Raw genomic sequence first — 23,986 nt, forward strand, 5'->3', positions numbered from 1 at the left:
CAGGCCACGGCCTTAACAAGAGGCGTGCAAGGCAATGACGCAAATGATCTCCCCACCAGCGCAGAGGCGTTCTAGGCTCTTCCATACCGCCGAGTCGCGAAGTGCGGGGACGGGCACCGCACACGCACCGGAGCGCCAGCGGTACTTGAGCGGCGTTCCCGACCGAGGACGCCGCCGGGCAAGGAGGGCCGCATGACCGTACGGCGAGTAATGGGCATCGAGACGGAGTACGGGATCTCCGTCCCCGGCCACCCCAACGCCAATGCCATGCTCACCTCATCCCAGATCGTCAACGCCTACGCGGCGGCGATGCACCGGGCCCGACGGGCCCGCTGGGACTTCGAGGAGGAGAACCCGCTACGGGACGCGCGAGGCTTCGACCTCGCCCGCGAGGCCGCCGACTCCAGCCAGCTCACCGACGAGGACATCGGCCTCGCCAACGTGATCCTCACCAACGGCGCACGGCTCTACGTCGACCACGCACACCCCGAATACAGCGCGCCCGAGGTCACCAACCCCCGGGACGCCGTCCTCTGGGACAAGGCCGGCGAACGCATCATGGCCGAAGCCGCGGAACGGGCCGCCCAGCTCCCCGGCGCCCAGCCGATCCACCTCTACAAGAACAACACCGACAACAAGGGCGCCTCCTACGGCACGCACGAGAACTACCTGATGAAGCGGGAAACCCCCTTCTCGGACATCGTGCGCCACCTCACGCCGTTCTTCGTCTCCCGCCAGGTCTTCGCCGGAGCGGGCCGAGTCGGCATCGGCCAGGACGGGCACGAGCACGGCTTCCAGCTCAGCCAGCGCGCCGACTACTTCGAGGTCGAGGTGGGCCTCGAAACCACCCTCAAGCGCCCCATCATCAACACCCGGGACGAACCGCACGCCGATGCCGAGAAGCACCGCCGCCTGCACGTGATCATCGGCGACGCGAACCTCTCGGAGATCTCGACCTACCTGAAACTCGGCACCACAGCGCTCGTCCTGTCCATGATCGAGGACGGCTTCATCGCCGTCGACCTGGCCGTGGACCAGCCCGTTCGCACCCTCCACCAGGTCTCCCACGACCCGAGCCTCCAGCGCCTGGTCACCCTCCGCAGCGGCCGGACACTCACCGCGGTCCAGTTGCAGATGGAGTACTACGAGCTGTCGCGCAAGTACGTGGAGGACCGGTTCGGCGCGGACGCCGACGACCAGACCAAGGACGTCCTGTCCCGCTGGGAGGACACCCTCAACCGTCTGGAGAACGACCCGATGAGCCTGGCCGGCGAACTGGACTGGGTCGCCAAGCGGGAGCTCATGGAGGGCTACCGGCGCCGGGACGACCTCGACTGGGACGCCGCCCGGCTGCACCTGGTCGACCTCCAGTACGCCGACGTACGCCCCGACAAGGGGCTCTACAACCGGCTGGCGGCCCGCGGCCGGATCAAGCGGCTGCTGGACGACAACGAGGTCGAGCGGGCCCGCACGAAGCCGCCTGAGGACACCCGCGCGTACTTCCGCGGTCGCTGCCTGGAGCAGTACGCGGACGACGTGGCGGCGGCCTCCTGGGACTCGGTCATCTTCGACCTGCCGGGACGGGACTCGCTCCAGCGGGTCCCAACCCTGGAACCGCTTCGCGGAACGCGTAATCACGTCAAGGAGCTGCTTGACCGCTGTCGCACGGCGGAAGACCTGGTCAGGGTGCTGTCCGGCGGCTGAGGGGGTACTCGGGGCCGGCACGGCCCACAGGGTGGAAAGGTCCGTGTCCGGGAATCATCGAGGTGGTCCCCGGACGTTGACGGAACAGCGGGGCCAATGTCGGACCCTGCTTGTAGGGTCTGATCAAGAACGTCGAACCGAGCGGGGTGAGGGTTATGGCGACCAAGGACACCGGCGGCGGACAGCAGAAGGCGACGCGCAACACCGAGGAGGTCGAGGAGGCGCCCGAGGCGCAGTCATCCGAAGACCTCAAGGAACGCCAGGAGAAGCTGAGCGACGACGTCGACTCGGTGCTGGACGAAATCGATGATGTGCTCGAGGAAAACGCCGAGGATTTCGTGCGCAGCTTCGTGCAGAAAGGTGGCGAGTAAAGGGCGCCGGGTCACTTTTACCTTCGAATTGAAGGTTGCGGGGGGTAAGGGTGGCTGGTGAACCGGACGCCAAGCAATGCAGGAAATGCAGGCGGGACCTGCCTCTTGCCGCCTTCGCGCGGGACAAGAATCGGTGTGACGGCCTCCAGGTGGACTGCCGGGAGTGCGTGGCGGAGTACGGCGCCGCGCGCTACCGGCGCCGTCGGGAGGCCATGGGAAAGACGGTTCGCGCGAAGGTGGACGTTCCGGAGGGGTACAAGCTGTGCCGGGGTTGTGGCGAGGCGAAGCCGCACAGCGAGTGGCATCGCAAGCGCAGCGCACCCGACGGCTTGGCGACCCGCTGCAAGGCGTGCCGTGCGGTTTTGCTGCGGCAGGACCACCTGAAGCGGAAGTACGGTCTCACCGAGGCTGAGCGTGACGAGTTGGTCGCTGCCCAAGGTGGCGTTTGCTGTATCTGTCTATCCGCTCCTGCGACGCATGTGGATCACTGCCACCAGACGGGTAGGGTCCGAGTCGTACTGTGCTTCAACTGCAATTCCGGCCTCGGCCTGTTGAGGGACGACCCCGACGCGATGAACCGAGCTGCCGATTACCTGGAAGGAAACGCGTGGAAGCCAACACTCGTAGCACCGGGCGTCTACCAGCTGCCTTCCTGACGCCTGGGTCGTCCTCCTTCATGGACTTCCTGTCGGAGCACCAGCCGGAGATCCTGCCCGGCAATCGGCAGCTGCCGCCCACCCAGGGTGTGATCGAGGCGCCGCACGGCACCACGATCGTGGGTGTGACGTTCCCGGGTGGTGTCGTGCTCGCCGGTGACCGTCGCGCCACGATGGGCAATGTCATCGCGCAGCGCGACATCGAGAAGGTGTTCCCGGCCGATGAGTACTCGGCGGTCGGTATCGCCGGTACCGCGGGTCTGGCCGTCGAGATGGTGAAGCTGTTCCAGCTGGAGCTGGAGCACTTCGAGAAGGTCGAGGGGGCGCAGCTGTCCCTGGAGGGCAAGGCGAACCGGCTGTCGACCATGATCCGTTCCAACCTGGGCATGGCGATGCAGGGTCTTGCGGTGGTTCCGTTGTTCGCCGGGTTCGACGTGGACCGGGCGAAGGGGCGGATCTTCTCCTATGACGTGACCGGTGGTCGTTCGGAGGAGCACAACTTCGCGGCGACCGGTTCGGGGTCGATCTTCGCGCGGGGTGCGATGAAGAAGCTCTACCGTGACGACCTGAGCGAGGACGAGGCCACGACTCTTGTGGTGCAGGCGCTGTATGACGCGGCAGATGACGACTCGGCGACCGGTGGTCCCGATGTCGCTCGCCGGATCTATCCGATCGTCACTGTGATCACCGAGGACGGTTTCCGTCGGCTCACTGAGGACGAGTCCTCCGAGATCGCCCGTTCGGTCCTGCAGCGGCGGCTGGAGCAGCCCGATGGGCCGCGGGCCGCGCTTCTGTAGTCGGCGGGTCGGGTTTTCTTGCCAGGTGGTCCAGTGACTTCGAATGAAAGGGACGGATAACCGGTGTCGACGCCGTTCTATGTCTCCCCCCAGCAGGCGATGGCCGACCGGGCGGAGTACGCCCGTAAGGGCATCGCTCGTGGTCGCAGCCTCGTTGTGCTGCAGTATGCCGACGGCATTGTGTTCGTCGGCGAGAATCCGTCCCGTGCGCTGCACAAGTTCAGTGAGATCTATGACCGGATCGGTTTCGCGGCCGCCGGCAAGTACAACGAGTACGAGAATCTGCGGATCGGTGGTGTGCGGTACGCGGATCTGCGTGGTTACACCTATGACCGGGATGATGTGACCGCTCGTGGTCTGGCGAATGTCTATGCGCAGACGCTGGGCACGATCTTCTCCAGTGCGGCGGAGAAGCCGTACGAGGTGGAGTTGGTGGTCGCCGAGGTCGGTGAGACGCCGGAGGGTGACCAGATCTATCGGTTGCCGCATGACGGTTCGATCGTGGATGAGCACGGTTCGGTCGCGGTGGGTGGCAATGCCGAGCAGATCAGCGGTTATCTGGATCAGCGTCATCAGGACGGTATGAGTCTGGCGGGGGCGCTCGAGCTCGCGGTGCAGGCGTTGTCCCGTGACACGAACGGCAGTGAGCGGGAGATTCCCGCGGAGCGTCTGGAGGTCGCGGTGCTGGACCGTACGCGGCCGCAGAAGCGCAAGTTCAAGCGGATCGTCGGCCGTCAGCTCGGTCGGCTGCTGGAGGCGGGCGGGGCGACCACGGAGGCGGAGAGCTCCGAGGAGGAGTGACGTCACGCGCCTCATCTTCGAAACGACGTGCTGTGTGCCCCGGTCGATCTCTCGGCCGGGGCACAGGGCGTTTCAGGAGGCTCTGGGGGGTGCTGTGGAGCCCCGGACGATGAGTTCCACGGGAATGTCCCCGGCGTCCGGTGTACGGCCTTCCAGGACCGCCAGGAGGGCTCGCATCCCGTGTTCGCCGAACCGTTCGGAGTCGAGGCGTACGGTCGTCAGCTCGGGGTCGATGGCGGTGGCGAGGGCGAGGTCGTCGAGGCCGGTGACGGAGATGTCGTCGGGGATGCGCAGGCCGAGTCGGCGCAGGGCCTTGTAGGCGCCGGCGGCGAGTTTGTCGTCGTCACAGACCAGGGCGGTGGGTCGGGGGCCGGGGGCGGACAGTGCGGTCTGGGTGGCGGTCGTGGCGGCTTCGATGGTGAGGGGCGCGTGGACCGTGCGGACGGTGGTGCCGGGGACGGTGGCGGTGCGGGCGGTGAGTTCGCGGGCGCGGATGTCGAAGGTCCAGGAGGGTACGTCCGCCGCGAGGTGGAGGAAGTTGCGGTGGCCCAGGTCCAGGAGGTGTTCGGTGACCTGTCGTACGCCGTCGGTGATGTCGAGGTTGACGGTGGCGGCGCCGAGGCTTCCGGAGGGGTCGCTGTCGAGCATCACGAGGGGGAGTTGGTCGCCGCGGATGGCGGTGAGGGCGTCGGCGGCCATGGAGGAGGCGATGATGCCGTCGAGGGCGGCCTGGGCGGAGGCGAAGGGGTCGCGGGCGGGGCCGACACCTTCGGGGGAGGGGTAGAGGACCACGCCGAAGCCGTGTTCGGCGGCGATGCGGGCGGCGCCCGTGTAGACACCGGCGAAGAACTCCGTCGTCAGGGCCGGGACGACGAGCAGGACGGTGCGGGTGTGGCCGAGGCGGAGGTTGCGGGCGGCCAGGTTCGGCCGGTAGCCGAGCTCACGGGCGGCTTCCCGGACCCGCTCGGCCGTGGGTTCCGAGACCCGTCCGCGCCATTTGTCGCCGAGGACCAGGGAGACCGCGGCCTGGGACACGCCGGCGGCGTGGGCGACGTCTCGGCTGGTGGGGCGGGTGCCTGGGGCCACCGGTTGCCTGCGCTTTCGTGTGGACGGGTGAACAGCGCACATGGTACGTATGACGGCGGAAGTTATACGTAAAACCTCATGCGCCGTCGGCGCACCGGGCGATCGAGGGGTGGGACGTGGCCGCGGGATACCTGGACATTCTCAGGGCGAGGCATGCCGTCCGGTTGCTGGTCGGGACGCTGGTGGGGCGGTTGCCGAACGCCACCGCCGCGATCGCGATCATGCTGTTCGTGCGTGCGGAGGGCGGGTCGTACACCCTGGCCGGTGGGCTGGTGGCCGGGTACGGGGTGGCCAACGCGGTGGGGCAGCCGGTGCTGGGGCGGCTGGTGGACCTGTACGGCCAGCCGCGTGTCCAGCTCTCGGCGGCGGTCCTGTCGGGGCTCGCGATGGCCGTCTTCGCGTTCACGGGTGTCGAACCGCTGCCGCGGGCCTATGTCGCGGTGGCCGCCGCCGGGCTCCTCGCGCCGCCGCTGGAGGGCGGTCTGCGGGCGCTGTGGCCCTCCGTCCTCGGCGAGGAGGACGAGGTGCACACGGCGTACGCCATGGACGCCATAGCGCAGGAGGTGATGTTCACCGTCGGGCCGCTGCTGGTCACGTTGTGCGTGTCGCTGTGGTCGGAGATGGCGGCGCTGCTCGCCCTGAACGTCGTGGGCGTGCTGGGTGCGCTGTCCGTGGTGGTGTCGCCGCCCTCGCGTGCGTGGCGTTCGGCGCCGCGCGAGGCGCACTGGCTCGGTGCGCTGCGTTCGAACGGTCTGCTCGCCCTGCTCGGCGCGTTCGTGTTCGTCGGTATCGCGCTCGGCTCCATCACGGTGGCGGCGGTGTCGTACGCGGACGAGCACGGTGGTGACGCGGTGTACGGCTGGATGATGGCGGGCATCGGGCTGGGGGCGCTGATCGGCGGTCTGTTCTACGGGGCGCGGCAGTGGACGGGTGAGCCGGCGCGGCGACTGCAGGTCCTGGTGGCGTTGCTGGCGGTGTGTTACCTGCCGTTGACGCTGATGCCGGGTGCGGTGGCGATGACGCTGTTGACGGTTCTCGCCGGTGTCTTCCTGGCGCCGGTCCTCGCGTGCGCTTTCGTGCTGGTCGACCGGCACGCTCCGCGCGGGACGGTCACCGAGGCGTTCTCCTGGCTTGTGACGACGTTCACCGTGGGTACGTCCGTGGGGACGGGGCTGGCGGGGCCGGTGGTCGAGGCGGGTGGGGCGCTGTGGGGTTTCGCGGTGCCGGGCGCGGCGGGGGCGGTGTCGTTGGCGGTTCTGCTGGCCACCGGGAGGGTACTCGCAGGTGTCGGCGCGGGTGCGGTGGTTGCGTCTTCATCGGAAAATGATCCAAACCGTGCTGCCGAACCCCGTTTCAGCTCGGGGGATCGGGCGTAATGTTCACTCATGGACCGCCGCATTTTCGGGCTGGAGAACGAGTACGGCGTCACGTGTACGTTCAGGGGACAGCGCCGCCTGTCTCCCGACGAGGTGGCGCGGTACCTCTTCCGCCGTGTCGTGTCATGGGGCCGTAGCAGCAATGTCTTTCTGCGAAACGGCGCTCGCCTCTATCTCGATGTCGGGTCACATCCGGAATACGCAACACCGGAATGTGACAACGTGACCGAACTGGTCACGCACGACAAAGCGGGCGAGCGCATTCTCGAAGGACTCCTGGTGGACGCCGAACGACGCCTGCACGAGGAGGGAATCGCGGGCGACGTCTACCTCTTCAAGAACAACACAGACTCGGCGGGCAACTCGTACGGATGCCACGAGAACTATCTGGTGGCGCGGCACGGCGAGTTCTCCCGGCTCGCGGACATTCTCATTCCGTTCCTCGTCACCCGTCAGCTTCTGTGCGGGGCGGGCAAGGTGCTGCAGACCCCGCGTGGCGCGGTCTACTGCGTCAGTCAGCGGGCCGAGCACATCTGGGAGGGTGTCTCCTCGGCGACGACCCGTTCCCGGCCGATCATCAACACCCGCGACGAGCCGCACGCGGACGCCGAGCGTTATCGCCGTCTGCATGTCATCGTGGGCGACTCCAACATGTCCGAGACGACGATGCTGCTCAAGGTCGGCGCCACCGACCTGGTGCTGCGCATGATCGAGGCGGGTACCGTGATGCGGGACCTGACCCTGGAGAACCCGATCCGGGCGATCCGCGAGGTCAGCCACGACATCACCGGGCGGCGCAAGGTGCGTCTGGCGAGCGGCCGGGAGGCCTCCGCGCTGGACGTGCAGCGCGAGTACTACGAGAAGGCCGTGGACTTCTGTGAGCGCCGCGGCATTCGCACGGGCACCGTCGAGCAGGTCCTGGAGCTGTGGGGCCGCACGCTGGACGCGATCGAGGCCGAGGACCTCGACCGGATCGGCACCGAGATCGACTGGGTCATGAAGTACAAGCTCATCGAGCGGTACCGGGCCAAGCACAACATGACCATGTCCCACCCGCGGGTCGCGCAGATAGACCTCGCATATCACGACATTCATCGTCGTCGTGGGCTGTACTACCTGTTGGAGAAAAAGGGCCAAGCCGCCAGGATCTGCAACGACTTGAAGATCTTCGAGGGCAAGTCGGTTCCGCCGCAGACCACTCGGGCGCGGCTGCGCGGTGACTTCATCCGGCGGGCGCAGGAACAGCGCCGTGACTTCACGGTCGACTGGGTTCACCTCAAGCTCAATGACCAGGCACAACGCACTGTCTTGTGCAAGGACCCGTTCCGTTCGGTGGACGACAGGGTGGAGAAGCTCATCGCCGGAATGTGAGCAGCGCGTTTCGGAGGAGCACGCGGAACGCAACACGGGCGCCGTACGTTTCCCGTACGGCGCCCTTCTCACGCCGTAGAGTTGCGCGCACTCCATCCACAAGATCGACCGATTATGAGGCTCTCGCTGTGCGCCGACGCTCGCTGCTCATCGCCGTACCCACTGGACTGGTCACGCTCGCCGGATGCGGCGACGACGAGTCCGACACGAGCAAGGCGGGAGACAGCGCGTCGCCTGCGGCGTCGGAGTCGGCCTCGGCCGCGCCGCCGCCGAAGATCGTCGACGGGCCGCTTCCGGCGATCACCGCGGGCACCAAGTTCGGTGAGAAGCCGACTGTCGCCAAGGGCAGCGGTGACCCGTCGAAGCAGTTGGCCGTGAAGACGGTCATCGCGGGTGGTGGGAAGGTCGTCGCGGAGGGCGACTTCATCCTGGCGAACTACCTGGGGCAGCTGTGGGACAACGCGAAGGTCCTGGACAACTCCTACGACCGTAAGGCGCCGTTGCTGACCCAGATCGCCCAGGGCAGCACCATGGAGGGCTGGCGGTACGCGCTGACGGGCAAGAAGGCCGGCAGCCGAGTGGAGTTCTCGGTGCCCCCGACCTGGGGGTTCGGCAAGGCGGGCAACCCGCAGGTGGGTGTCAAGGGCACCGACACGCTGCTGTTCGTGTTCGACATCGAGGACACGTTCACCGCCAAGAGCTCGGCCAAGGGCAAGGACGTGGCGCAGGACGACGCGGACCTGCCGAAGGTGGGGACGAACACCGACGGCAAGGCGCCCTCCATCGACATTCCGAAGGCCGGCGCGCCGACGAAGCTGGTGGCGAACTACGTCATCGAGGGCGACGGCGAGGAGCTCAAGGCGGACAGCACCGTGCTGGTGCAGTACAAGGGCGTGATCTGGGACACCGGCAAGGAGTTCGACTCGACGTACAGCAGCGGCAAGCTGACGTCGTTCTCGCTCCAGCAGGTCGTCAAGGGGTGGGCGCAGGGTCTGACCGGCAAGAAGGTCGGCAGCCGCGTCCTGATCGTCATCCCGCCGAAGCTGGGGTACGCCGACAGCCCGCCGGCCGGCAGCGGCATCAAGAAGGACTCCACGCTGGTCTTCTCGGTCGACATCCTGGCCAAGATGTAGTCGGCGTCCTGGCCTGGCCGTGACCGTGCATCCTGGCGGGGCCGTAACCGTGCCGAGATGCAAGACTGTGTCTGTTGCCTTTCCGTACACAAGCAGGAGCTAGAGACGTGAGCATCGACAAGCCCGAGGTCGACTTCCCGGGCGGCGAGCCCCCGGCGGACCTGGAGATCAAGGACATCTGGGAGGGCGACGGCGCGGTGGCGCAGGCGGGCCAGACCGTCACCGTCCACTACGTGGGTGTCGCCTTCAGCACCGGCGAGGAGTTCGACGCCAGCTGGAACCGTGGCGCGCCGTTCCGTTTCCCGCTGGGCGGCGGACGGGTCATCAAGGGCTGGGACCAGGGCGTGCAGGGCATGAAGGTCGGCGGTCGCCGTCAGCTGACCGTTCCGGCGCACCTCGCCTACGGCAACCAGAGCCCGACCCCGGCGATCAAGCCGGGCGAGACGCTGATCTTCGTGGTCGACCTCCTCGGGGTCTGATCGTCGCAGGACCGGTCTCGACCACCTGGGGCCCATGCCTGCCCGGGCATGGGCCCTCGGCTTTGCCGTGCCACTGCGGGGCGGTACGGTCATCGTCCGTAAGCACCTCAGGGAGGCGAAGGGCGTCGATGGCCATTGCCAAGGCCGAGCGGCTGATGAACCTCGCGCTGTGTCTGCTCGGGACCCGGCGGCCGCTCACCAAGCGCGAGCTGCGGGAGTCCATCGAGGCCTACCTCGAAGCGGGGTCCGACGACTCCTTCAACCGGATGTTCGAGCGCGACAAGGACGATCTGCGCGAACTCGGCCTGGTCATCGAAACGGTCGAGAACCTCGACGGCGAGGTCGGCTACCTGGCCCGTCGTGACAGCAACCGCCTCCCGCCGATCACTCTCGACGCCGAGGAGGCAGCGGCCCTGGGCCTGGCCGCCAAGGTGTGGCAGCAGGCCCGGCTGGCCGGCGCGGCCAGCGGTGCCCTGCAGAAGCTGCGCGCGGCGGGCCTTCCGGAGGACGTCGATCCCTATGAGGCGCACAGCGCGCTGGAGCCCCGGATCCCGGTGCACGAGGCCGCGTTCGAACCGCTGATGCTCGCCTGCCGTGACCGGCGCCCGGTCGTGTTCGACTACCGCAAGGCGAACGCCGCCCATCCCGAACCCCGCCATGTCGAACCGTGGGCGCTGGAGTGCTGGCGCGGCCACTGGTACCTGGCTGGATTCGACCGTGACCGGGGGGCCGAGCGGGTCTTCAGGCTGTCCCGGATCACCGGCCGGGTGCGTTCGCGCGGTACGAACTTCACCGTGCCGGTGCCGGACGTGGTCACCGTGCGGGAGACCGTCGCGAGCTGGGCCGGTGAGAACGCCGAACGTTCCGCGTTGATCCGGCTGCGTACCGGCGCCGGGTACCCGTTGCGGGCGAGGGCCACCTCCGTGCGGGAACTGGGGGACGGCTGGGACGAGTTGGAGATCCCGTACGGTCATGGCCTGGACGCCTGGCTGGTGGAGTTCGGGCCGGACGTGGTGGTCCTGGAGCCCGCCGAGCTGCGGGCCGACGTGGTGGACCGGCTGCGTGCCGTGGCCAAGGGCTGAGGGGGACGTAAGAAAGTGGTGGGAAAACCGGCCAGGCCGGGCAACGCCATCGACCAGACCCGGCGGATGCTGTCCCTGGTGACGTACCTGAGGGAGCGGCCCGGGGCCCGGGTCGAGGATGTGGCCCGTGCCTTCGGGATCACCGAGGACGAACTGGTCTCCGACCTCGATGTGCTGCCCATGTGCGGCACCAGCTTCCGGGGCGGCGACCTGCTCGACATCGACACCGACGGGGAGCGGATCTGGTGGCACAACCCCGCCGCCCTCGGGGCGGAGGCCGCCGAGCCGCTGCGGCTCGCCGCCGACGAGGCGACCGCGCTGCTGGTCGCGGCCCGCGCGGTGTCCACGCTGCCGGGCCTGCGGGAGAGCGACCGGCAGGCGCTGCTGCGGGCCACCGCCAAGGTGGAGGCCGCGGCCGGTGAGCAGGCGGGGGCCAGTGCCCGGTTGTCTGTCACCTTCGAGTCCGAGGGCGGGGTCTTCGCGGACGTCGACCGGGCGATCTCCGAGCGGCGCCGCCTGTGGATCCGCTACTACTCGCCCGCCCGTGACGAGGTAACCGAGCGCGAGATCGACCCGATCCGGCTGGTCAGTGTGGGGCACACCTACGTGGAGGCCTGGTGCCGGCGTTCCGAGGCGCGTCGCACCTTCCGGCTGGACCGGGTCGCCGAGATCAAGATCCTCGACGAGCCGTCCGCGCCGCCCGAGATCGAACTGCGGGACCTGTCCGAGGCGCTGGTGCAGCCCGCCGCGGAGGACCCGGAGGTCGTCGTCGAGGTCGGCCCGGGTGGTCGCTGGGTCGCCGAGTACTACCCGCACGACAGTGCGGATGAGCTTGCGGACGGTGGGCTGCGTATCACCTTGCGGACCCCGGATCCGGCGTCCCTCCGACGGCTGGCGCTGCGTCTCGGGCGTGATGGCCGGATCGTGTCGCCGCGGGACCTCGCAGACAGCGCCCGCGAGGCGGCCCGCGGGGCGCTGGCGGGGTACGACGGGGTCGAGGCGCATGCGTGACGGGCAGTACGACAGACGGAAGTGAGCCGCGGGGGTGTGCCGGCCGTGGCGGGAGACCGCTCGGTGACCCGGGGGCTGAGCACGGTCTCCCTCCCGCCGCCGGCGGTGGCGCCCCGGCGGCGGACGAACGCCCACAGGAAGAGGAGCAGGGGCTTTGAGTGAGTCGTCGACGTCCGGTGCGGACATGACGGTGGCGTCCGCGTTCGCCGGGATGCGAAGCGTGACGCCGGTGACGTTCAAGGCCGGCTGCCCGGACTGCCGGGGCCGCTTCGAGCTCGCCGCGAGCGCCCTGCGTCTCGCGATCGGCGCCAGCAGCCGCACCACCTTCTACTCCTTCACCTGCCCGGAGTGCGGCGCCTCGGTCCGCAAGCCCGCAGGCGAGCGGATCGTGGAACTCCTCACCGGCGGAGGGGTCAGCACGCTGCGGCTGCAATCCTCGTAGGCCCCCTGAGGCGCCGACCGGTGCGCACCCTTCGGCGCGGGCCGCCGAGCCGGACCGTCTAGGCTCGGCTCATGTTCTGGCCGATGTTCGCGGTAGCGGTGGGTTTTCTGGGTCTGGCGGTTCTCGGGGTGTTCGCGGTCCGGGTGTTTCTGGAGGCGCAGCGTCTGGGCAGGCAGGTCACGGACTCCGCCCGGCGTATCAACCGCGCCGCCGAGGACCTGGAGCGGGCGACCGTGAGCGCGGCCCGCTCCGTGGACGCCCTGTGAGTTGCGGGTCCTGCGGAATTGTGGTTCGCCTTGTCACCTTCTCACCCGAGACAGGTACGCTCATTGACACGGCCTGAGGACGAGGCGCGGGCCGAAAATGGAGTACGCACAGACATTGCCTGACGTTTACTCCTGCGGGTTACGATCGCCCCAAAGCCAACTGGTCGGATCTCTGTCCGACCAAGCGAACACAAGAACTTCCTGTCGCCTCGGTGAAGAAGGTAAAAGCTATGGGTAGGCTCGGCCCCACAGAGATCATTCTCATCCTCGTCATCGTCATCCTGCTGTTCGGAGCGAAGAAGCTTCCGGACATGGCTCGGTCGCTGGGCAAGTCCGCCCGCATCCTGAAGAGCGAGGCCAAGGCGATGAAGTCCGAGGGCCAGGACAACACGTCCACGGCCGCGGCCCCGCCGAACGACGACCAGCAGCCCCCGGTTCAGCGCACCATCCAGGCATCCCCCGGCGACGTGACCAGCTCGCGCCCGGTCACCGAGCCGACGGACACCGCCAAGCGCTGACGCAGGGCCGGTGACCTCCGGCCCGCCGCACGAGATGGGAACGTGGGTTGCTGAAGCCTGCCCGCAAGAAGGAGAAGGACCCGGAGGGGCGGATGCCCCTCGCGGAGCACCTTCGTGAGCTCCGCAACCGGCTCGCGAAGGGCATGTTGGCGATCACGGTGGTGTCCGTGGTGGTCGCCTTCTACAGCCAGGAGCTGATGAACTTCCTGATGGACCCCGTCCCGCGCTGCACCAGCGGACTGGGCGAGTCCACGGGCGGTACCTGCGCGGTCATCGCGTACACCGACCTGCTGTCACCCTTCACCACCACGGTGAAGGTGTGCTTCATGGCGGGCATCATCATCTCGAGTCCGGTCTGGCTCTACCAGCTCTGGGCGTTCGTCGCGCCAGGACTGCACAAACATGAGCGCAAGTACACGTACTGGTTCGTGTCCGCGGCCGTGCCGCTCTTCCTGGGCGGAGCCGCCCTTGCCTACAGCGTCCTGCCGATCAGCATGCGCGTGCTCCTCGGGATCACGCCCGACGGCTCGGCGAACATCCTCCCGATGGACAAGATCCTGGACTTCATCGTCAGGATGATCCTTGTCTTCGGCGCCGCCTTCGAGCTGCCCCTGCTGCTCGTCATGCTCAACTTCAGCGGCATGGTGACCGGTCGCCGGATGGCCGGATGGTGGCGTGGTGTGGTCATGGGCGTCTTCATCTTCGGCGCCGTGGCGACCCCGACCACCGATCCCTTCGGCATGATCGCGCTCGCCGGACCGATAGTGATCCTTTACTTCATCGCGGTCGGAATCTCCCTGCTGAACGACCGGCGGCGCAGGCGCGCCGATCCCGACGCCGAACTGGACGACGACGAGGCATCGCCTCTCGACCTCACGCCGGAGGCCGTCGGCGAGGTCGAATCCGTGTCCGCCTCCAAGGCCCTGCCCCACCAGGCGAGCGCGAGCGAGGGCACCTCCGTGGTCAACGGCTACGACGACGTCACCTGAGCCGGACCGCACCGCTGTTCACCACGGGTGGGACCGGCACGGCCGGGGAGAACAGCGGGCCGTTGCGGATGGCCACGGCGTTGTCGTTGAGGTGGTACGTCGCCGTCACGCGGTTGGCTGCCGGATCCGGATCCGGATAATGATCGTCCGTTGTCAGTGGCGCCCGGTACGCTCGAAAGCACGATGACAGAGGACCTCTCACCGGCCGAGCGGTACGCGGCAGCCCGTAGGCATGCTGTGGAGCAGGCCACCGCGCTCGCCGACTTCCGCGAGATGTACGACTTCGGCCTCGACCCCTTCCAGATCGAGGCCTGTCAGGCGCTCGAAGCGGGCAAGGGCGTCCTGGTGGCCGCGCCCACCGGATCCGGCAAGACGATCGTCGGCGAGTTCGCCGTCCACCTCGCCCTCCAGCAGGGCAAGAAGTGCTTCTACACGACACCCATCAAGGCGCTGTCGAACCAGAAGTACGCCGACCTCTGCCGCCGATACGGCGCGGACAAGGTGGGCCTGCTCACCGGCGACAACAGCGTCAACTCCGACGCCCCGGTGGTCGTGATGACCACCGAGGTACTGCGCAACATGCTGTACGCAGGCTCACAGACCCTGATCGGCCTCGGATACGTGGTGATGGACGAGGTGCACTACCTCTCCGACCGCTTCCGCGGCGCCGTATGGGAGGAAGTGATCATCCACCTCCCCGAGTCGGTCACCCTCGTCTCGCTGTCGGCCACCGTGTCGAACGCCGAGGAGTTCGGCGACTGGCTCGACACGGTCCGCGGTGACACCGAGGTGATCGTCTCCGAACACCGGCCCGTGCCGCTGTTCCAGCATGTGCTCGCCGGGCGGCGGATGTACGACCTGTTCGAGGAGGGTGAGGGCCAGAAGAAGGCCGTCAACCCCGACCTCACGCGGCTGGCCCGCATGGAGGCGCAGCGTCCGTCGTACCAGGACCGCAGGCGGGGCCGCGCCATGCGCGAGGCCGACCGGGAGCGCGAGCGCCGACAGCGTTCGCGGGTCTGGACACCGAGCCGTCCCGAGGTGATCGAACGGCTGGACGCGGAGGGCCTGCTGCCCGCCATCACGTTCATCTTCAGCCGCGCCGCCTGCGAGGCCGCCGTACAGCAGTGCCTGTACGCGGGTCTTCGGCTCAACGACGACGAGGCGCGGGAGAAGGTGCGTGCCCTGGTCGAGGAGCGCACGGCCTCCATCCCCACCGAGGACCTGCACGTCCTCGGGTACTACGAGTGGCTGGAAGGCCTGGAGCGCGGTATCGCGGCCCACCACGCGGGCATGCTGCCGACCTTCAAGGAAGTCGTGGAGGAGCTGTTCCTGCGCGGCCTGGTGAAGGCCGTGTTCGCGACCGAGACACTCGCGCTGGGCATCAACATGCCCGCGCGGTCGGTGGTGTTGGAGAAGCTCGTCAAGTGGAACGGCGAGCAGCACGCCGACATCACACCGGGCGAGTACACGCAGTTGACGGGGCGTGCGGGCCGGCGTGGCATCGACATCGAGGGCCACGCGGTGGTGCTGTGGCAGCGCGGGTCGAGCCCCGACCACCTGGCGGGACTGGCCGGCACCCGCACCTATCCGCTGCGCTCCAGCTTCAAGCCGTCGTACAACATGGCGGTCAACCTGGTCGAGCAGTTCGGCCGGCACCGCTCGCGTGAGCTCCTGGAGACGTCCTTCGCGCAGTTCCAGGCCGACAAGTCGGTCGTCGGGATCTCCCGGCAGGTGCAGCGCAACGAGGAGGGGCTGGAGGGCTACAAGGACTCCATGACCTGCCACCTCGGTGACTTCGAGGAGTACGCGCGACTGCGTCGCGAACTCAAGGACCGTGAGACCGAGCTGGCGAAGCAGGGAGCCAGCGAGCGGCGCGCCGAGGCCGCCGTCGCGCTGGAGAAGCTGAAGCCGGGTGACGTCATCCATGTCCCGACCGGCAAGTACGCGGGCCTGGCGCTGGTGCTGGACCCCGGGCTGTCGGCCGGACGGTCCAACGGCCACCGGGGTTTCGAGCACCACGACGGCCCGCGCCCGCTGGTGCTGACCGCCGAGCGGCAGGTCAAGCGGCTCGCGTCGATGGACTTCCCGGTGCCCGTGGAGCCGCTGGAGCGAATGCGGATCCCGAAGTCCTTCAACCCGCGCTCACCGCAGTCCCGTAGGGACCTCGCCTCGGCGCTGCGTACGAAGGCCGGGCACATCCCGCCGGAGCGGGCCCGCAAGAAGCGCGCCCAGGCCGCCGACGACCGGCAGATCGCCCGGCTGCGTACCGAGATCCGGGCGCACCCCTGCCACGGCTGCAACGATCGTGAGGACCACGCCCGTTGGGCCGAGCGCTACCACCGACTGCTGCGGGACACCTCACAGCTGGAGCGGCGCATCGAGGGTCGTACGAACACCATCGCCCGGACGTTCGACCGTATCGTCGCGTTGCTGACCGAGCTGGACTACCTGCGCGGTGACGAGGTCACCGAGCACGGCAAGCGGCTCGCCCGGCTGTACGGCGAGCTCGACCTGTTGTGCAGCGAATGCCTGCGCGCGGGTGTGTGGGAGGGCCTCGGCCCGGCCGAACTCGCCGCGTGTGTCTCGGCGCTGGTGTACGAGTCGCGGGCCGGTGACGACGCGATGGCGCCGAAGCTGCCGTCGGGCAAGGCCAAGGCCGCGCTCGGGGAGATGGTGCGGATCTGGGGGCGCCTGGACGCCATGGAGGAGGAGTTCCGGATCACCCAGAGCGAGGGCGTGGGGCAGCGCGAGCCCGATCTCGGCTTCGCCTGGGCCGCGTACATGTGGGCGTCCGGGAAGGGCCTCGACGAGGTGCTGCGTGAGGCGGAGATGCCGGCGGGGGACTTTGTGCGGTGGTGCAAGCAGGTGATCGACGTGCTGGGGCAGATCTCCGCGGCGGCGGCCTCCGAGGGGTCCACCGTGGCGAAGGCCGCGCGTAAGGCGGTGGAGGGGCTGCTGCGGGGGGTCGTGGCCTACTCGTCGGTGGGGTAGCCGTCGGCGGGCGGGTGGTGCCCGTGGCCCGGTCGCGCCCACGCGGCGGAGCCGCACATTGATGCGGCCCCGCCGCCCGGGTGGCTCGGCTCAGCGTTCGTCGAGATAGGAACGCCAGCTGCCGTACCGAGAGATGTCCTCCGCGTCCGTCAGGGCGCCCGGCTCGCACAGGAATCCCGGCACGCTGGTGCCGTCGGCCAGTTCCACGCTGCCGAGGGCCATCGGGCGGGGGAGTGCGGCCAGCAGGCGGCCGAGTCCCTCCGCCGGGAGGTGCCAGATCTCCGTCTCGATCGCCGTGCCGCCCTCGCCGACATGTACCAGGCCCGGCTTCGGTGGCGTCGTTCGCAAGGCGTGCAGGCGATAGGCCGCAGCGGTCGTCGTCGTACGGTCCAGGCGGGCGCCGAGCGACAGGAGTTGGGTGTTGAGGGGCTGGCCCGTGAGGTGGGCGCCCACCACCGCCAGCCGGGTCTCCGGCTGGAGCAGCCGTGCGAGGCGCGCCAGGCGTTCGTCGGTGAACGCTCGGCCGATCAGCATCACGCCGAAGGGCAGACCGTTCACCTCGCCCGCCGGTACGGCCACCGCCGCCAGGTCGAACAGGTTGGTGGAGTTGGTGAAGCGGCCCAGGCGGGCGTTGGCGCCCAGCGGGTCGGCGGCCACCTCGGCGAGGGTGGGGTGGCCGGGGGCGGTGGGCAGCAGCAGGGCGTCCGCGTCGGCGAGCGCGGCCAGGGCACGGCCGCGCAGGGCGGCGAGGCGGTCGGTGTCGGTGTACAGCTGGTGGGCCGGGATGTCGCGGGCCCGGGTGATGATGCCGGCGACGGTGGGGTCCAGGGACGTGTCGTTCCCGGCCAGCGCTTTGTCGACAAAGTCACCTACGGCCGCGTAGCGCTCGGCGACGAACGCGCCCTCGTACAGCATCGCCGCGGCCTCGGTGAAGGGACTCAGGTCGATCTCCCGCACCGACGCGCCCGCGGCGACGAGCTGGTCCACCGCCGCCTCGTAGGCCTGCGCCCAGCCCTCGTCCAGCTCGCCGAGCTGCGCCCGCGCCGGGACGGCGACCCGCCAGGGGCCCGGGGTCCGCTGGGGGAGCGGGGGGAGGTCGCGGCTGGGCGGGGACGCCATGTGGGCCAGGGCCTGCTCGGCCTCGGGGAGGGTGCGGGCGAAGACCGTCACGCAGTCCAGGGAGGCGCAGGCCGGGACCACGCCGGCGGTCGGGACCAGGCCCCGGGTCGGCTTGAGGCCGACGATGCCGTTGAAGGCGGCCGGGACACGGCCCGAGCCCGCGGTGTCGGTGCCCAACGCGAGGTCGACGATGCCGAGGGCCACCGCGACGGCCGAGCCGGAGCTGGAGCCGCCGCTGATCCTGGCCGGGTCGTGCGCTGCACGTACCGCGCCGTGCGGGGAGCGGGTACCGACCAGCCCGGTCGCGAACTGGTCCAGGTTCGTGGTGCCCAGGACGATGGCGCCCGCCGCGCGCAGGCGGGCGACGACCGGCGCGTCGGCCTCGGGCCGGTAGGCGTACGACGGGCAGCCCGCGGTCGTGGGCAGGCCGGCCACGTCGATGTTCCCCTTGACGGCGAACAGGCGGCCGGCGAGGGGACGTGGTTCGCCGGCGGCGACGAGCTCGTCGAGCCTGCGGGCCTCCGCCTCGACCTCAGCCCGTGGGCGCAGGTCGATCCATATCTCGGGCCGGTCCACGGCCTCGACGCGGGCGTAGGCGGCGCGGACGCGCGAGAGAGTGCTGGACATTCCTGGTTCCTCCGTCAGTTCGCGGCCGCGACCAGGACGACCAGTGCCGTCCCCGCCTCCACCTGGTCCCCGGGCCGGGCCAGGACCTCGGCCACCACCCCGTCCATCGGCGCGTGCACCCGGGACTCCATCTTCATCGCCTCCAAGGCGAGCAGTGGCTGACCGGCCGTCACCTCGTCGCCGGGCTCGACGTTCAGCTGCCAGACGGACGCCGCGAACTCGGCCTCGACGAGCCGCCCGCCGGGCGGGACGGTGACCTCGGCCGGGGCGGCGGCCGGTGCGGCGGCCGCCTGCGCCCGGGTGAACTCGCCCGCCGCCTGCCACGCGTCCCGCTCCGCGGCGAACGCGGTCTGCTGCCGGGACCTGAACTCGGCGATGGATTCGGCGTCGGCGGCCAGGAACGCCTGGTACTCGGCCAGGGAGAAGGTGCCCTCCTCGACGCGGGGCACGAAGCGGCCCGAGGTGATGTCGGCGCGCAGGTCGAGCAGTTCGTCGGCGTCGACCGGATACCACTTGATCCGGTCGAAGAAGCGCAGCAGCCAGGGCGAACCCGGCTCGAACGCGCCGCGCTGCTGCCAGCCCGACCAGACCTGGGTGGTCCGGCCCACGAACTGGTAACCGCCGGGGCCCTCCATGCCGTAGACGCACAGATACGCCCCGCCGATGCCGACGGAGTTCTCCGCCGTCCAGGTGCGTGCCGGGTTGTACTTGGTGGTCACCAGGCGGTGGCGGGGATCCAGCGGGGTGGCCACGGGGGCGCCCAGATACACGTCGCCCAGGCCCAGTACGAGGTACTCGGCGTCGAAGACCGTGCGGTACACGTCGTCCACAGACTCCAGGCCGTTCACCCGGCGGATGAACTCGATGTTCCACGGGCACCAGGGCGCGTCGTCGCGGACGCCCGCCATGTAGCGGGCGATCGCCTCGCGGGTCGCCGGGTCGTCCCAGGACAGGGGAAGGTGGACGGTGCGGGAGGGGACGACGAGTTCGTCGCTCGGCGGGAGGGAGGCGGTGATCTCCCGTACCGCGGCGAGGAGTTCGTGCTGCGGCAGACGCCGTGGGTCGGCCTGGATCTGGAGTGAGCGGATGCCCGGGGTGAGGTCGGTGATCCCCTCCGGGCCCCGCGCGGCCACGCTCTCCATCAGCGCGTGGACCCGCATCCGCAGGGCCAGGTCGAGCTGCATCGGGCCGAACTCGACGAGCAGGTTGTCGTCGCCGCTGCGGCGGTAGGTCACATCGCCGTCCCGGGCCAGGATGCCGCCGTCCACGATGGCCGCGCGGGGTCCGCCCGACACGTCCACCGGCACGAAACGCACCGTGTCGCCCGGGCGCAGCTGGCCCAGCTTCCAGCGCTCGGTGCTGAGCACCGTCGCCGGACAGACGAAGCCGCCGAGCGACGGGCCGTCCGGGCCGAGCAGCACCGGCATGTCGCCCGTGTAGTCGACGGCGCCGACGGAGTAGGGGGTGTCGTGGATGTTGGACGGGTGCAGGCCCGCCTCGCCGCCGTCGGCGCGGGCCCAGCGCGGCTTCGGGCCGACCAGGCGGACACCGGTACGGGCCGAGTTGAAGTGGACCTTCCAGTCGGCGGCGTAGAAGTCGTGGATGTCGTCCTCGGTGAAGAACTCCGGCGCGGCGTGCGGGCCCTCGACGGCGCCCACCTGCCATACGGCGGTGAAGTCCGGGCGGTCTTCGAGGGGCACCGGGCCGGCCTCGGGCGTCTGGTCGGCGCCCGTGGTCACCGCCCCGGCGTGCAGGACGTCACCCGTGCGCAGTGCCCGGCCGCCGTGTCCGCCGAAGCGGCCCAGGGTGAAGGTGCTCGCGCTGCCGAGGAAGGCGGGTACGTCGAGACCCCCGGCGAACAGCACATAGGTCCGCAGGCCGTGTTCGAGGGGCGCGCCGACCTCGAGTGCGGCCCCCGCGGGCACCGTCAGAGGCTCCCACCGCGCGACCGGCGCACCGTCCACGGTGACCGCGGCGGGCGCGCCCGTCACACACACGGTGGTGGGGTGGGTGAACCTCAACACCGGTCCCTGGAGGGTGCATTCGAGTCCGGGCGCCCCCTCGTCATTGCCGAGGGCCCGGTTGCCGAGCCGGAAGGACCGCTCGTCCATCGGACCGCACGGCGGAACGCCGACCTGCCAGTAGCCGGTGCGGCCGGGCCAGTCCTGCACGGTGGTCAGGGTGCCGCCGGAGACGACCTCGATGCGCGGGGTCGGGTCGCTCACCCCGGCGAGGGTCGCCGTGGAGTGGGTGGCCTCGCGGAAGTCCGGGTCCGTGAGTGCCGCCCGGACCAGGCCCAGGTTCGTCTCGATGCCGTCCACGCGGGTGCGGGCCAGTGCCTCGCCCAGTCGCCGCACCGCGTGCGCCCGGTCGGGGCCGTACGCGATGACCTTGGCGAGCATCGGATCGTACGACGTCGTCACCTCGGTGCCCGTCTCCACCCAGCCGTCGACGCGGACGCCCGGTGGGAACTCCACCCGGGTCAGCAGACCGGCCCCGGGACGGTGTTCACGGGACGGGTCCTCGGCGTAGAGGCGGGCCTCGACGGCGTGGCCGCGGGGCGGGCCCGGCTCGCGCACGACGTCCTTCTCGCCGCGTGCCAGGCGGAGCATCCAGGCGACCAGATCGACGCCGTAGATCTCCTCGGTGACCGGGTGCTCGACCTGGAGTCGGGTGTTGACCTCCAGGAAGTACGCCTCCTCGCGGGCGGCGTCGTAGACGAACTCGACGGTTCCGGCGGAGCGGTAGCCGATCGACGCGCACAGGTCGCGGGCGGACACGGCGAGTCGTTCGCGGATGTGCGACGGCAGCCCTGGGGCCGGGGCCTCCTCCAGGACCTTCTGGTTGCGGCGCTGGAGGGAGCAGTCGCGGTCGCCGAAGGTGACCACCTTGCCGTCGCCGTCGCCGAAGACCTGCACCTCGACATGGCGGGCGTGCTCGACGAGGCGTTCCAGGAAGACCCCGGCGGACGAGAAGGAGGCGGCGGCGACGCGCTGCACCCGCTCCCAGGCGTCGGCGAGTTCGCCGGCGGAGCGGCAGGCCGACATGCCGATGCCGCCGCCCCCGCCGGTCGCCTTGAGCATCACGGGGTAGCCGATGACCGCGGCCCGGTCGAGGGCCTCGTCGAGCGAGCCAAGGAGCCCGGTGCCGGGAGCGAGCGGCACCCCGGCGGCCTCGGCGGCGGCCCGGGCCGTGTGCTTGGCGCCGAACAGGTCCAACTGCTCCGGCGTCGGGCCGACGAACACGATCCCGGCGTCCTCACAGCGGCGCGCGAAGGACGCGTCCTCGGACAGGAATCCGTAGCCCGGGTGGATCGCGCCCGCCCCGGTGTCCTTGGCCGCCCGCAGCACCAGGTCGGCGTCGAGGTACGACTCCTTCGCGGGCGCCGGACCGAGCCGCACCGCCTCGTCGGCGAGCCGGACGTGGGGCGCGCCGCGGTCCGGGTCGGAGTACACGGCGACCGTGCGCAGGCCGAGTTCGCGGGCCGTGCGCAGGATGCGGACCGCTATCTCTCCCCGGTTGGCGACCAGCAGCGTCTCGAAGGTCATGCCGTGCCCGCCTCGGTGATCGTCATCTCCACGGCCGTCGGTTCGAAGCCGTTGCAGGGGTTGTTGATCTGGGGGCAGTTGGACACCAGCACCAGGACGTCCCGTTCGGCGCGCAGGGTCAGGGCCAGTCCCGGCGCCGAGATGCCGTCCACGATGCCGAGCGTGCCGTCCGTCTCGACCGGCACGTTCATGTACCAGTTGATGTTGGAGACAAGGTCGCGCTTGCCGAGCCCGTACCTGGCACCTTCGGCGAGGAAGTTGTCCACGCAGGCGTGCTGCGACCAGGTGTGGTGGCCGTAGCGCAGGGTGTTCGACTCCTTGGAGCAGGCGCCGCCGACCGTGTCGTGGCGGCCCACCTGGTCGGCGACCACCGTCATCAGCGGGGTGTGTTCGTTGGACATCAGCACGCTGCCGGAGGTCAGGAAGATGCCGCCCTGGGCGTGGATGGTGTCGGGCGCGCTGTAGCGGACCGAGGTGTCGTGCGCGTCGTAGACGAGGAAGTCGACGGCCTGGTTGCCGTGCAGGTCGGTGATGGTGAGCGTCTCACCGGCGCGGATGACGGACGACCACGCGGCGCGCGCCGCGACGACGGCGGTGCGTGCTGTCAGCCGCGGGCGCGGGTCGGGATGCGGGTGCGTGTGCGTGCTCATGCGAGCCCCCTCGCGGCGAGGAAATCGGTGGTGTTGAGGAAGGCGCGACGTCCCTCGGGACCGGCGTCCCACAAGGGATCGCCCGGCCCGGTCGGCTCGGCGCGCCAGGCGAGCACCTCCAGCGGGGTGCTGACGTACTCGGGGCGCGGATCGGCCGGATGCGGCACGTTCGCGATCAGTACGGTGACGTCCTGCTCGGCGCGCAGGGTCACGCTCGCGCCCGGGCCGGCCGAACCGGTGAAGTCGAGGGTGCCGTCCTCGCGTACCCGCACGCCCTGGAAGAAGGAGAGCGACGGTGGCAGGTCGCGGGGCTCCAGGCCGTTCTTGGCGGCCGCCAGCTTGAACAGCTCGCGGCCCGCGGGAGAGGGGCCCTGCGGGGTGCCGTCGCCGTACCGCCCGGTGTTGCGGACGAGTGTGGAGGTGCCGCACAGCGCGTCGTGCCGGCCGGAGGTGTCGGCGCGAACCGAGGCGAGGACCCGGCCCTGGTCGGACAGCAGCAGCTGGCCCTCGCCCAGGTAGGCGTTCCACTGGACCTTCACCGTGTCGGCGACGTTCAGCCGCTCCCAGGGCCGGTCGGCGGCGTACAGCAGCAGGTGGGCGCAGGCGTCGCCGCGCAGGTCGGTCAGCCGCAGCTCGGTGCCCCGGGCCAGGACCCGGTGCGTGTAGTTGCCGCCCGCGACGGTCTCGGCCCACACCAGGGGACCGGCCTCGCCGGGTGGGGACGGCCAGTCCCCGGCCGGGACGACGGGCATCGCCTCGGTGCGGGTGCCCTCCTGGGCACGCGCGTGGTCTCGGGCTCCGTAAGTGGTCTGTGTCGCCATCGCGGGACCTCCGGCTGAGGGGGCTTGTGGTGCCTGGCCCTATTTCTGTCGCTCGACAGAAATTAGGCGCGAGGCGCGTCCCCGGCGTTGCCGCCGCGTTGCCGCTCGGTTACCGGGCGCTCACGAAGATCGCCTAGGGCCTGTGCGA

The 23,986-nt window shown here is 69.9% G+C and carries 21 protein-coding genes; 16 read left to right on the forward strand and 5 right to left on the reverse strand.

All coding sequences use genetic code 11. The annotated features are described in order from the left end of the window. The first annotated feature begins 192 nt into the window (after positions 1 to 192). The 5 genes from dop (at position 193) to prcA (ending at position 4,329) form a co-directional block, all read left to right on the forward strand. The gene (gene dop, locus ACFYRY_RS34860) at positions 193 to 1,704 is read left to right on the forward strand and encodes a depupylase/deamidase Dop (RefSeq protein ID WP_389154969.1); all 1,512 of its coding nucleotides are present in this window, start codon (positions 193 to 195) and stop codon (positions 1,702 to 1,704) included. Between the two features lie 155 nt (positions 1,705 to 1,859). After that, the gene (locus ACFYRY_RS34865) at positions 1,860 to 2,075 is read left to right on the forward strand and encodes a ubiquitin-like protein Pup (protein ID WP_389154972.1); all 216 of its coding nucleotides are present in this window, start codon (positions 1,860 to 1,862) and stop codon (positions 2,073 to 2,075) included. A 50-nt stretch (positions 2,076 to 2,125) separates the two neighbouring features. Further along, the gene (locus ACFYRY_RS34870; RefSeq protein ID WP_389154974.1) at positions 2,126 to 2,731 is read left to right on the forward strand and encodes an endonuclease VII domain-containing protein; all 606 of its coding nucleotides are present in this window, start codon (positions 2,126 to 2,128) and stop codon (positions 2,729 to 2,731) included. Further along, complete coding sequence (gene prcB / locus ACFYRY_RS34875) at positions 2,683 to 3,528, forward strand: proteasome subunit beta (RefSeq protein ID WP_389154977.1); 846 nt, start codon at positions 2,683 to 2,685, stop codon at positions 3,526 to 3,528. Before ACFYRY_RS34870 ends, prcB begins: the two co-directional genes overlap by 49 nt. A gap of 63 nt (positions 3,529 to 3,591) precedes the next feature. Beyond that, on the forward strand, positions 3,592 to 4,329 hold the full coding sequence (prcA, locus tag ACFYRY_RS34880; RefSeq protein ID WP_356771717.1) for a proteasome subunit alpha: 738 nt from the start codon (positions 3,592 to 3,594) through the stop codon (positions 4,327 to 4,329). Between the two features lie 72 nt (positions 4,330 to 4,401). Here prcA and ACFYRY_RS34885 read toward each other — a convergent pair whose 3' ends face one another. Then, positions 4,402 to 5,457 carry a LacI family DNA-binding transcriptional regulator gene (locus ACFYRY_RS34885; protein ID WP_389154980.1) on the reverse strand — a complete coding sequence of 352 codons (1,056 nt, stop codon included), beginning with the start codon at positions 5,455 to 5,457 and terminating at the stop codon, positions 4,402 to 4,404. Between the two features lie 74 nt (positions 5,458 to 5,531). Between ACFYRY_RS34885 and ACFYRY_RS34890 the strand changes: the two genes are divergently transcribed. The 11 genes from ACFYRY_RS34890 to ACFYRY_RS34940 all read left to right on the forward strand — a co-directional run bounded on the left by ACFYRY_RS34890 (position 5,532) and on the right by ACFYRY_RS34940 (position 17,073). Continuing rightward, positions 5,532 to 6,791 (forward strand): MFS transporter, encoded by a 1,260-nt coding sequence (locus ACFYRY_RS34890; protein WP_389154983.1) that lies wholly within the window; start codon positions 5,532 to 5,534, stop codon positions 6,789 to 6,791. 9 nt (positions 6,792 to 6,800) lie between these two features. Next, positions 6,801 to 8,162, forward strand: a complete 1,362-nt coding sequence (pafA, locus tag ACFYRY_RS34895) for a Pup--protein ligase (protein WP_356771723.1) — start codon at positions 6,801 to 6,803, stop codon at positions 8,160 to 8,162. Positions 8,163 to 8,290: 128 nt separating this feature from the next. Next, positions 8,291 to 9,295: an FKBP-type peptidyl-prolyl cis-trans isomerase gene (locus ACFYRY_RS34900; RefSeq protein ID WP_389154987.1), complete on the forward strand. Its 1,005-nt coding sequence runs from the start codon at positions 8,291 to 8,293 to the stop codon at positions 9,293 to 9,295. A gap of 107 nt (positions 9,296 to 9,402) precedes the next feature. Beyond that, positions 9,403 to 9,774: an FKBP-type peptidyl-prolyl cis-trans isomerase gene (locus ACFYRY_RS34905; protein ID WP_389154990.1), complete on the forward strand. Its 372-nt coding sequence runs from the start codon at positions 9,403 to 9,405 to the stop codon at positions 9,772 to 9,774. Between the two features lie 128 nt (positions 9,775 to 9,902). Then, a complete protein-coding gene (locus ACFYRY_RS34910; RefSeq protein ID WP_389154993.1) occupies positions 9,903 to 10,856 on the forward strand; it encodes a helix-turn-helix transcriptional regulator in 954 nt (317 codons plus the stop codon). Positions 10,857 to 10,871: 15 nt separating this feature from the next. Then, positions 10,872 to 11,867 (forward strand): helix-turn-helix transcriptional regulator, encoded by a 996-nt coding sequence (locus ACFYRY_RS34915; protein WP_389154996.1) that lies wholly within the window; start codon positions 10,872 to 10,874, stop codon positions 11,865 to 11,867. A 154-nt stretch (positions 11,868 to 12,021) separates the two neighbouring features. Continuing rightward, on the forward strand, positions 12,022 to 12,309 hold the full coding sequence (locus ACFYRY_RS34920) for a hypothetical protein (RefSeq protein WP_389154998.1): 288 nt from the start codon (positions 12,022 to 12,024) through the stop codon (positions 12,307 to 12,309). 71 nt (positions 12,310 to 12,380) lie between these two features. Next, on the forward strand, positions 12,381 to 12,575 hold the full coding sequence (locus ACFYRY_RS34925; protein WP_356771735.1) for a hypothetical protein: 195 nt from the start codon (positions 12,381 to 12,383) through the stop codon (positions 12,573 to 12,575). A 230-nt stretch (positions 12,576 to 12,805) separates the two neighbouring features. Further along, the gene (gene tatA / locus ACFYRY_RS34930) at positions 12,806 to 13,093 is read left to right on the forward strand and encodes a Sec-independent protein translocase subunit TatA (protein ID WP_389155001.1); all 288 of its coding nucleotides are present in this window, start codon (positions 12,806 to 12,808) and stop codon (positions 13,091 to 13,093) included. Positions 13,094 to 13,185: 92 nt separating this feature from the next. Then, the gene (gene tatC / locus ACFYRY_RS34935) at positions 13,186 to 14,082 is read left to right on the forward strand and encodes a twin-arginine translocase subunit TatC (protein WP_389155599.1); all 897 of its coding nucleotides are present in this window, start codon (positions 13,186 to 13,188) and stop codon (positions 14,080 to 14,082) included. Between the two features lie 183 nt (positions 14,083 to 14,265). Continuing rightward, positions 14,266 to 17,073 carry a DEAD/DEAH box helicase gene (locus tag ACFYRY_RS34940; RefSeq protein WP_389155004.1) on the forward strand — a complete coding sequence of 936 codons (2,808 nt, stop codon included), beginning with the start codon at positions 14,266 to 14,268 and terminating at the stop codon, positions 17,071 to 17,073. 90 nt (positions 17,074 to 17,163) lie between these two features. On the opposite strand, the gene atzF is transcribed toward ACFYRY_RS34940, so the two are convergent. Genes atzF through ACFYRY_RS34960 form a run of 4 tightly spaced genes read right to left on the reverse strand, consistent with a single transcriptional unit; the run spans position 17,164 to position 23,838 of the window. Beyond that, complete coding sequence (atzF, locus tag ACFYRY_RS34945) at positions 17,164 to 18,819, reverse strand: allophanate hydrolase (protein WP_389155007.1); 1,656 nt, start codon at positions 18,817 to 18,819, stop codon at positions 17,164 to 17,166. A gap of 14 nt (positions 18,820 to 18,833) precedes the next feature. Beyond that, positions 18,834 to 22,367: a 5-oxoprolinase/urea amidolyase family protein gene (locus tag ACFYRY_RS34950; RefSeq protein ID WP_389155010.1), complete on the reverse strand. Its 3,534-nt coding sequence runs from the start codon at positions 22,365 to 22,367 to the stop codon at positions 18,834 to 18,836. Next, positions 22,364 to 23,017 (reverse strand): urea amidolyase associated protein UAAP2, encoded by a 654-nt coding sequence (locus ACFYRY_RS34955; protein WP_389155013.1) that lies wholly within the window; start codon positions 23,015 to 23,017, stop codon positions 22,364 to 22,366. The genes ACFYRY_RS34950 and ACFYRY_RS34955 overlap by 4 nt, the downstream gene beginning before the upstream one ends. After that, complete coding sequence (locus tag ACFYRY_RS34960) at positions 23,014 to 23,838, reverse strand: urea amidolyase associated protein UAAP1 (protein WP_389155016.1); 825 nt, start codon at positions 23,836 to 23,838, stop codon at positions 23,014 to 23,016. Before ACFYRY_RS34960 ends, ACFYRY_RS34955 begins: the two co-directional genes overlap by 4 nt. Positions 23,839 to 23,986 lie beyond the last annotated feature (148 nt).

The organism is Streptomyces sp. NPDC005263 (assembly GCF_042872365.1).
Lineage (GTDB): Bacteria > Actinomycetota > Actinomycetes > Streptomycetales > Streptomycetaceae > Streptomyces.

Bases quoted from the DNA above. Each gene is read 5' to 3' on its own strand.
- pafA (WP_356771723.1), top strand. From the start codon at position 6,801: ATGGACCGCCGCATTTTCGGGCTGGAGAACGAGTACGGCGTCACGTGT.
- ACFYRY_RS34940 (WP_389155004.1), top strand. From the start codon at position 14,266: ATGACAGAGGACCTCTCACCGGCCGAGCGGTACGCGGCAGCCCGTAGG.
- ACFYRY_RS34950 (WP_389155010.1), bottom strand. From the start codon at position 22,367: ATGACCTTCGAGACGCTGCTGGTCGCCAACCGGGGAGAGATAGCGGTC.
- tatC (WP_389155599.1), top strand. From the start codon at position 13,186: ATGCCCCTCGCGGAGCACCTTCGTGAGCTCCGCAACCGGCTCGCGAAG.
- ACFYRY_RS34960 (WP_389155016.1), bottom strand. From the start codon at position 23,838: ATGGCGACACAGACCACTTACGGAGCCCGAGACCACGCGCGTGCCCAG.
- ACFYRY_RS34885 (WP_389154980.1), bottom strand. From the start codon at position 5,457: ATGTGCGCTGTTCACCCGTCCACACGAAAGCGCAGGCAACCGGTGGCC.
- ACFYRY_RS34910 (WP_389154993.1), top strand. From the start codon at position 9,903: ATGGCCATTGCCAAGGCCGAGCGGCTGATGAACCTCGCGCTGTGTCTG.
- tatA (WP_389155001.1), top strand. From the start codon at position 12,806: ATGGGTAGGCTCGGCCCCACAGAGATCATTCTCATCCTCGTCATCGTC.
- ACFYRY_RS34955 (WP_389155013.1), bottom strand. From the start codon at position 23,017: ATGAGCACGCACACGCACCCGCATCCCGACCCGCGCCCGCGGCTGACA.
- ACFYRY_RS34925 (WP_356771735.1), top strand. From the start codon at position 12,381: ATGTTCTGGCCGATGTTCGCGGTAGCGGTGGGTTTTCTGGGTCTGGCG.
- atzF (WP_389155007.1), bottom strand. From the start codon at position 18,819: ATGTCCAGCACTCTCTCGCGCGTCCGCGCCGCCTACGCCCGCGTCGAG.
- dop (WP_389154969.1), top strand. From the start codon at position 193: ATGACCGTACGGCGAGTAATGGGCATCGAGACGGAGTACGGGATCTCC.
- ACFYRY_RS34865 (WP_389154972.1), top strand. From the start codon at position 1,860: ATGGCGACCAAGGACACCGGCGGCGGACAGCAGAAGGCGACGCGCAAC.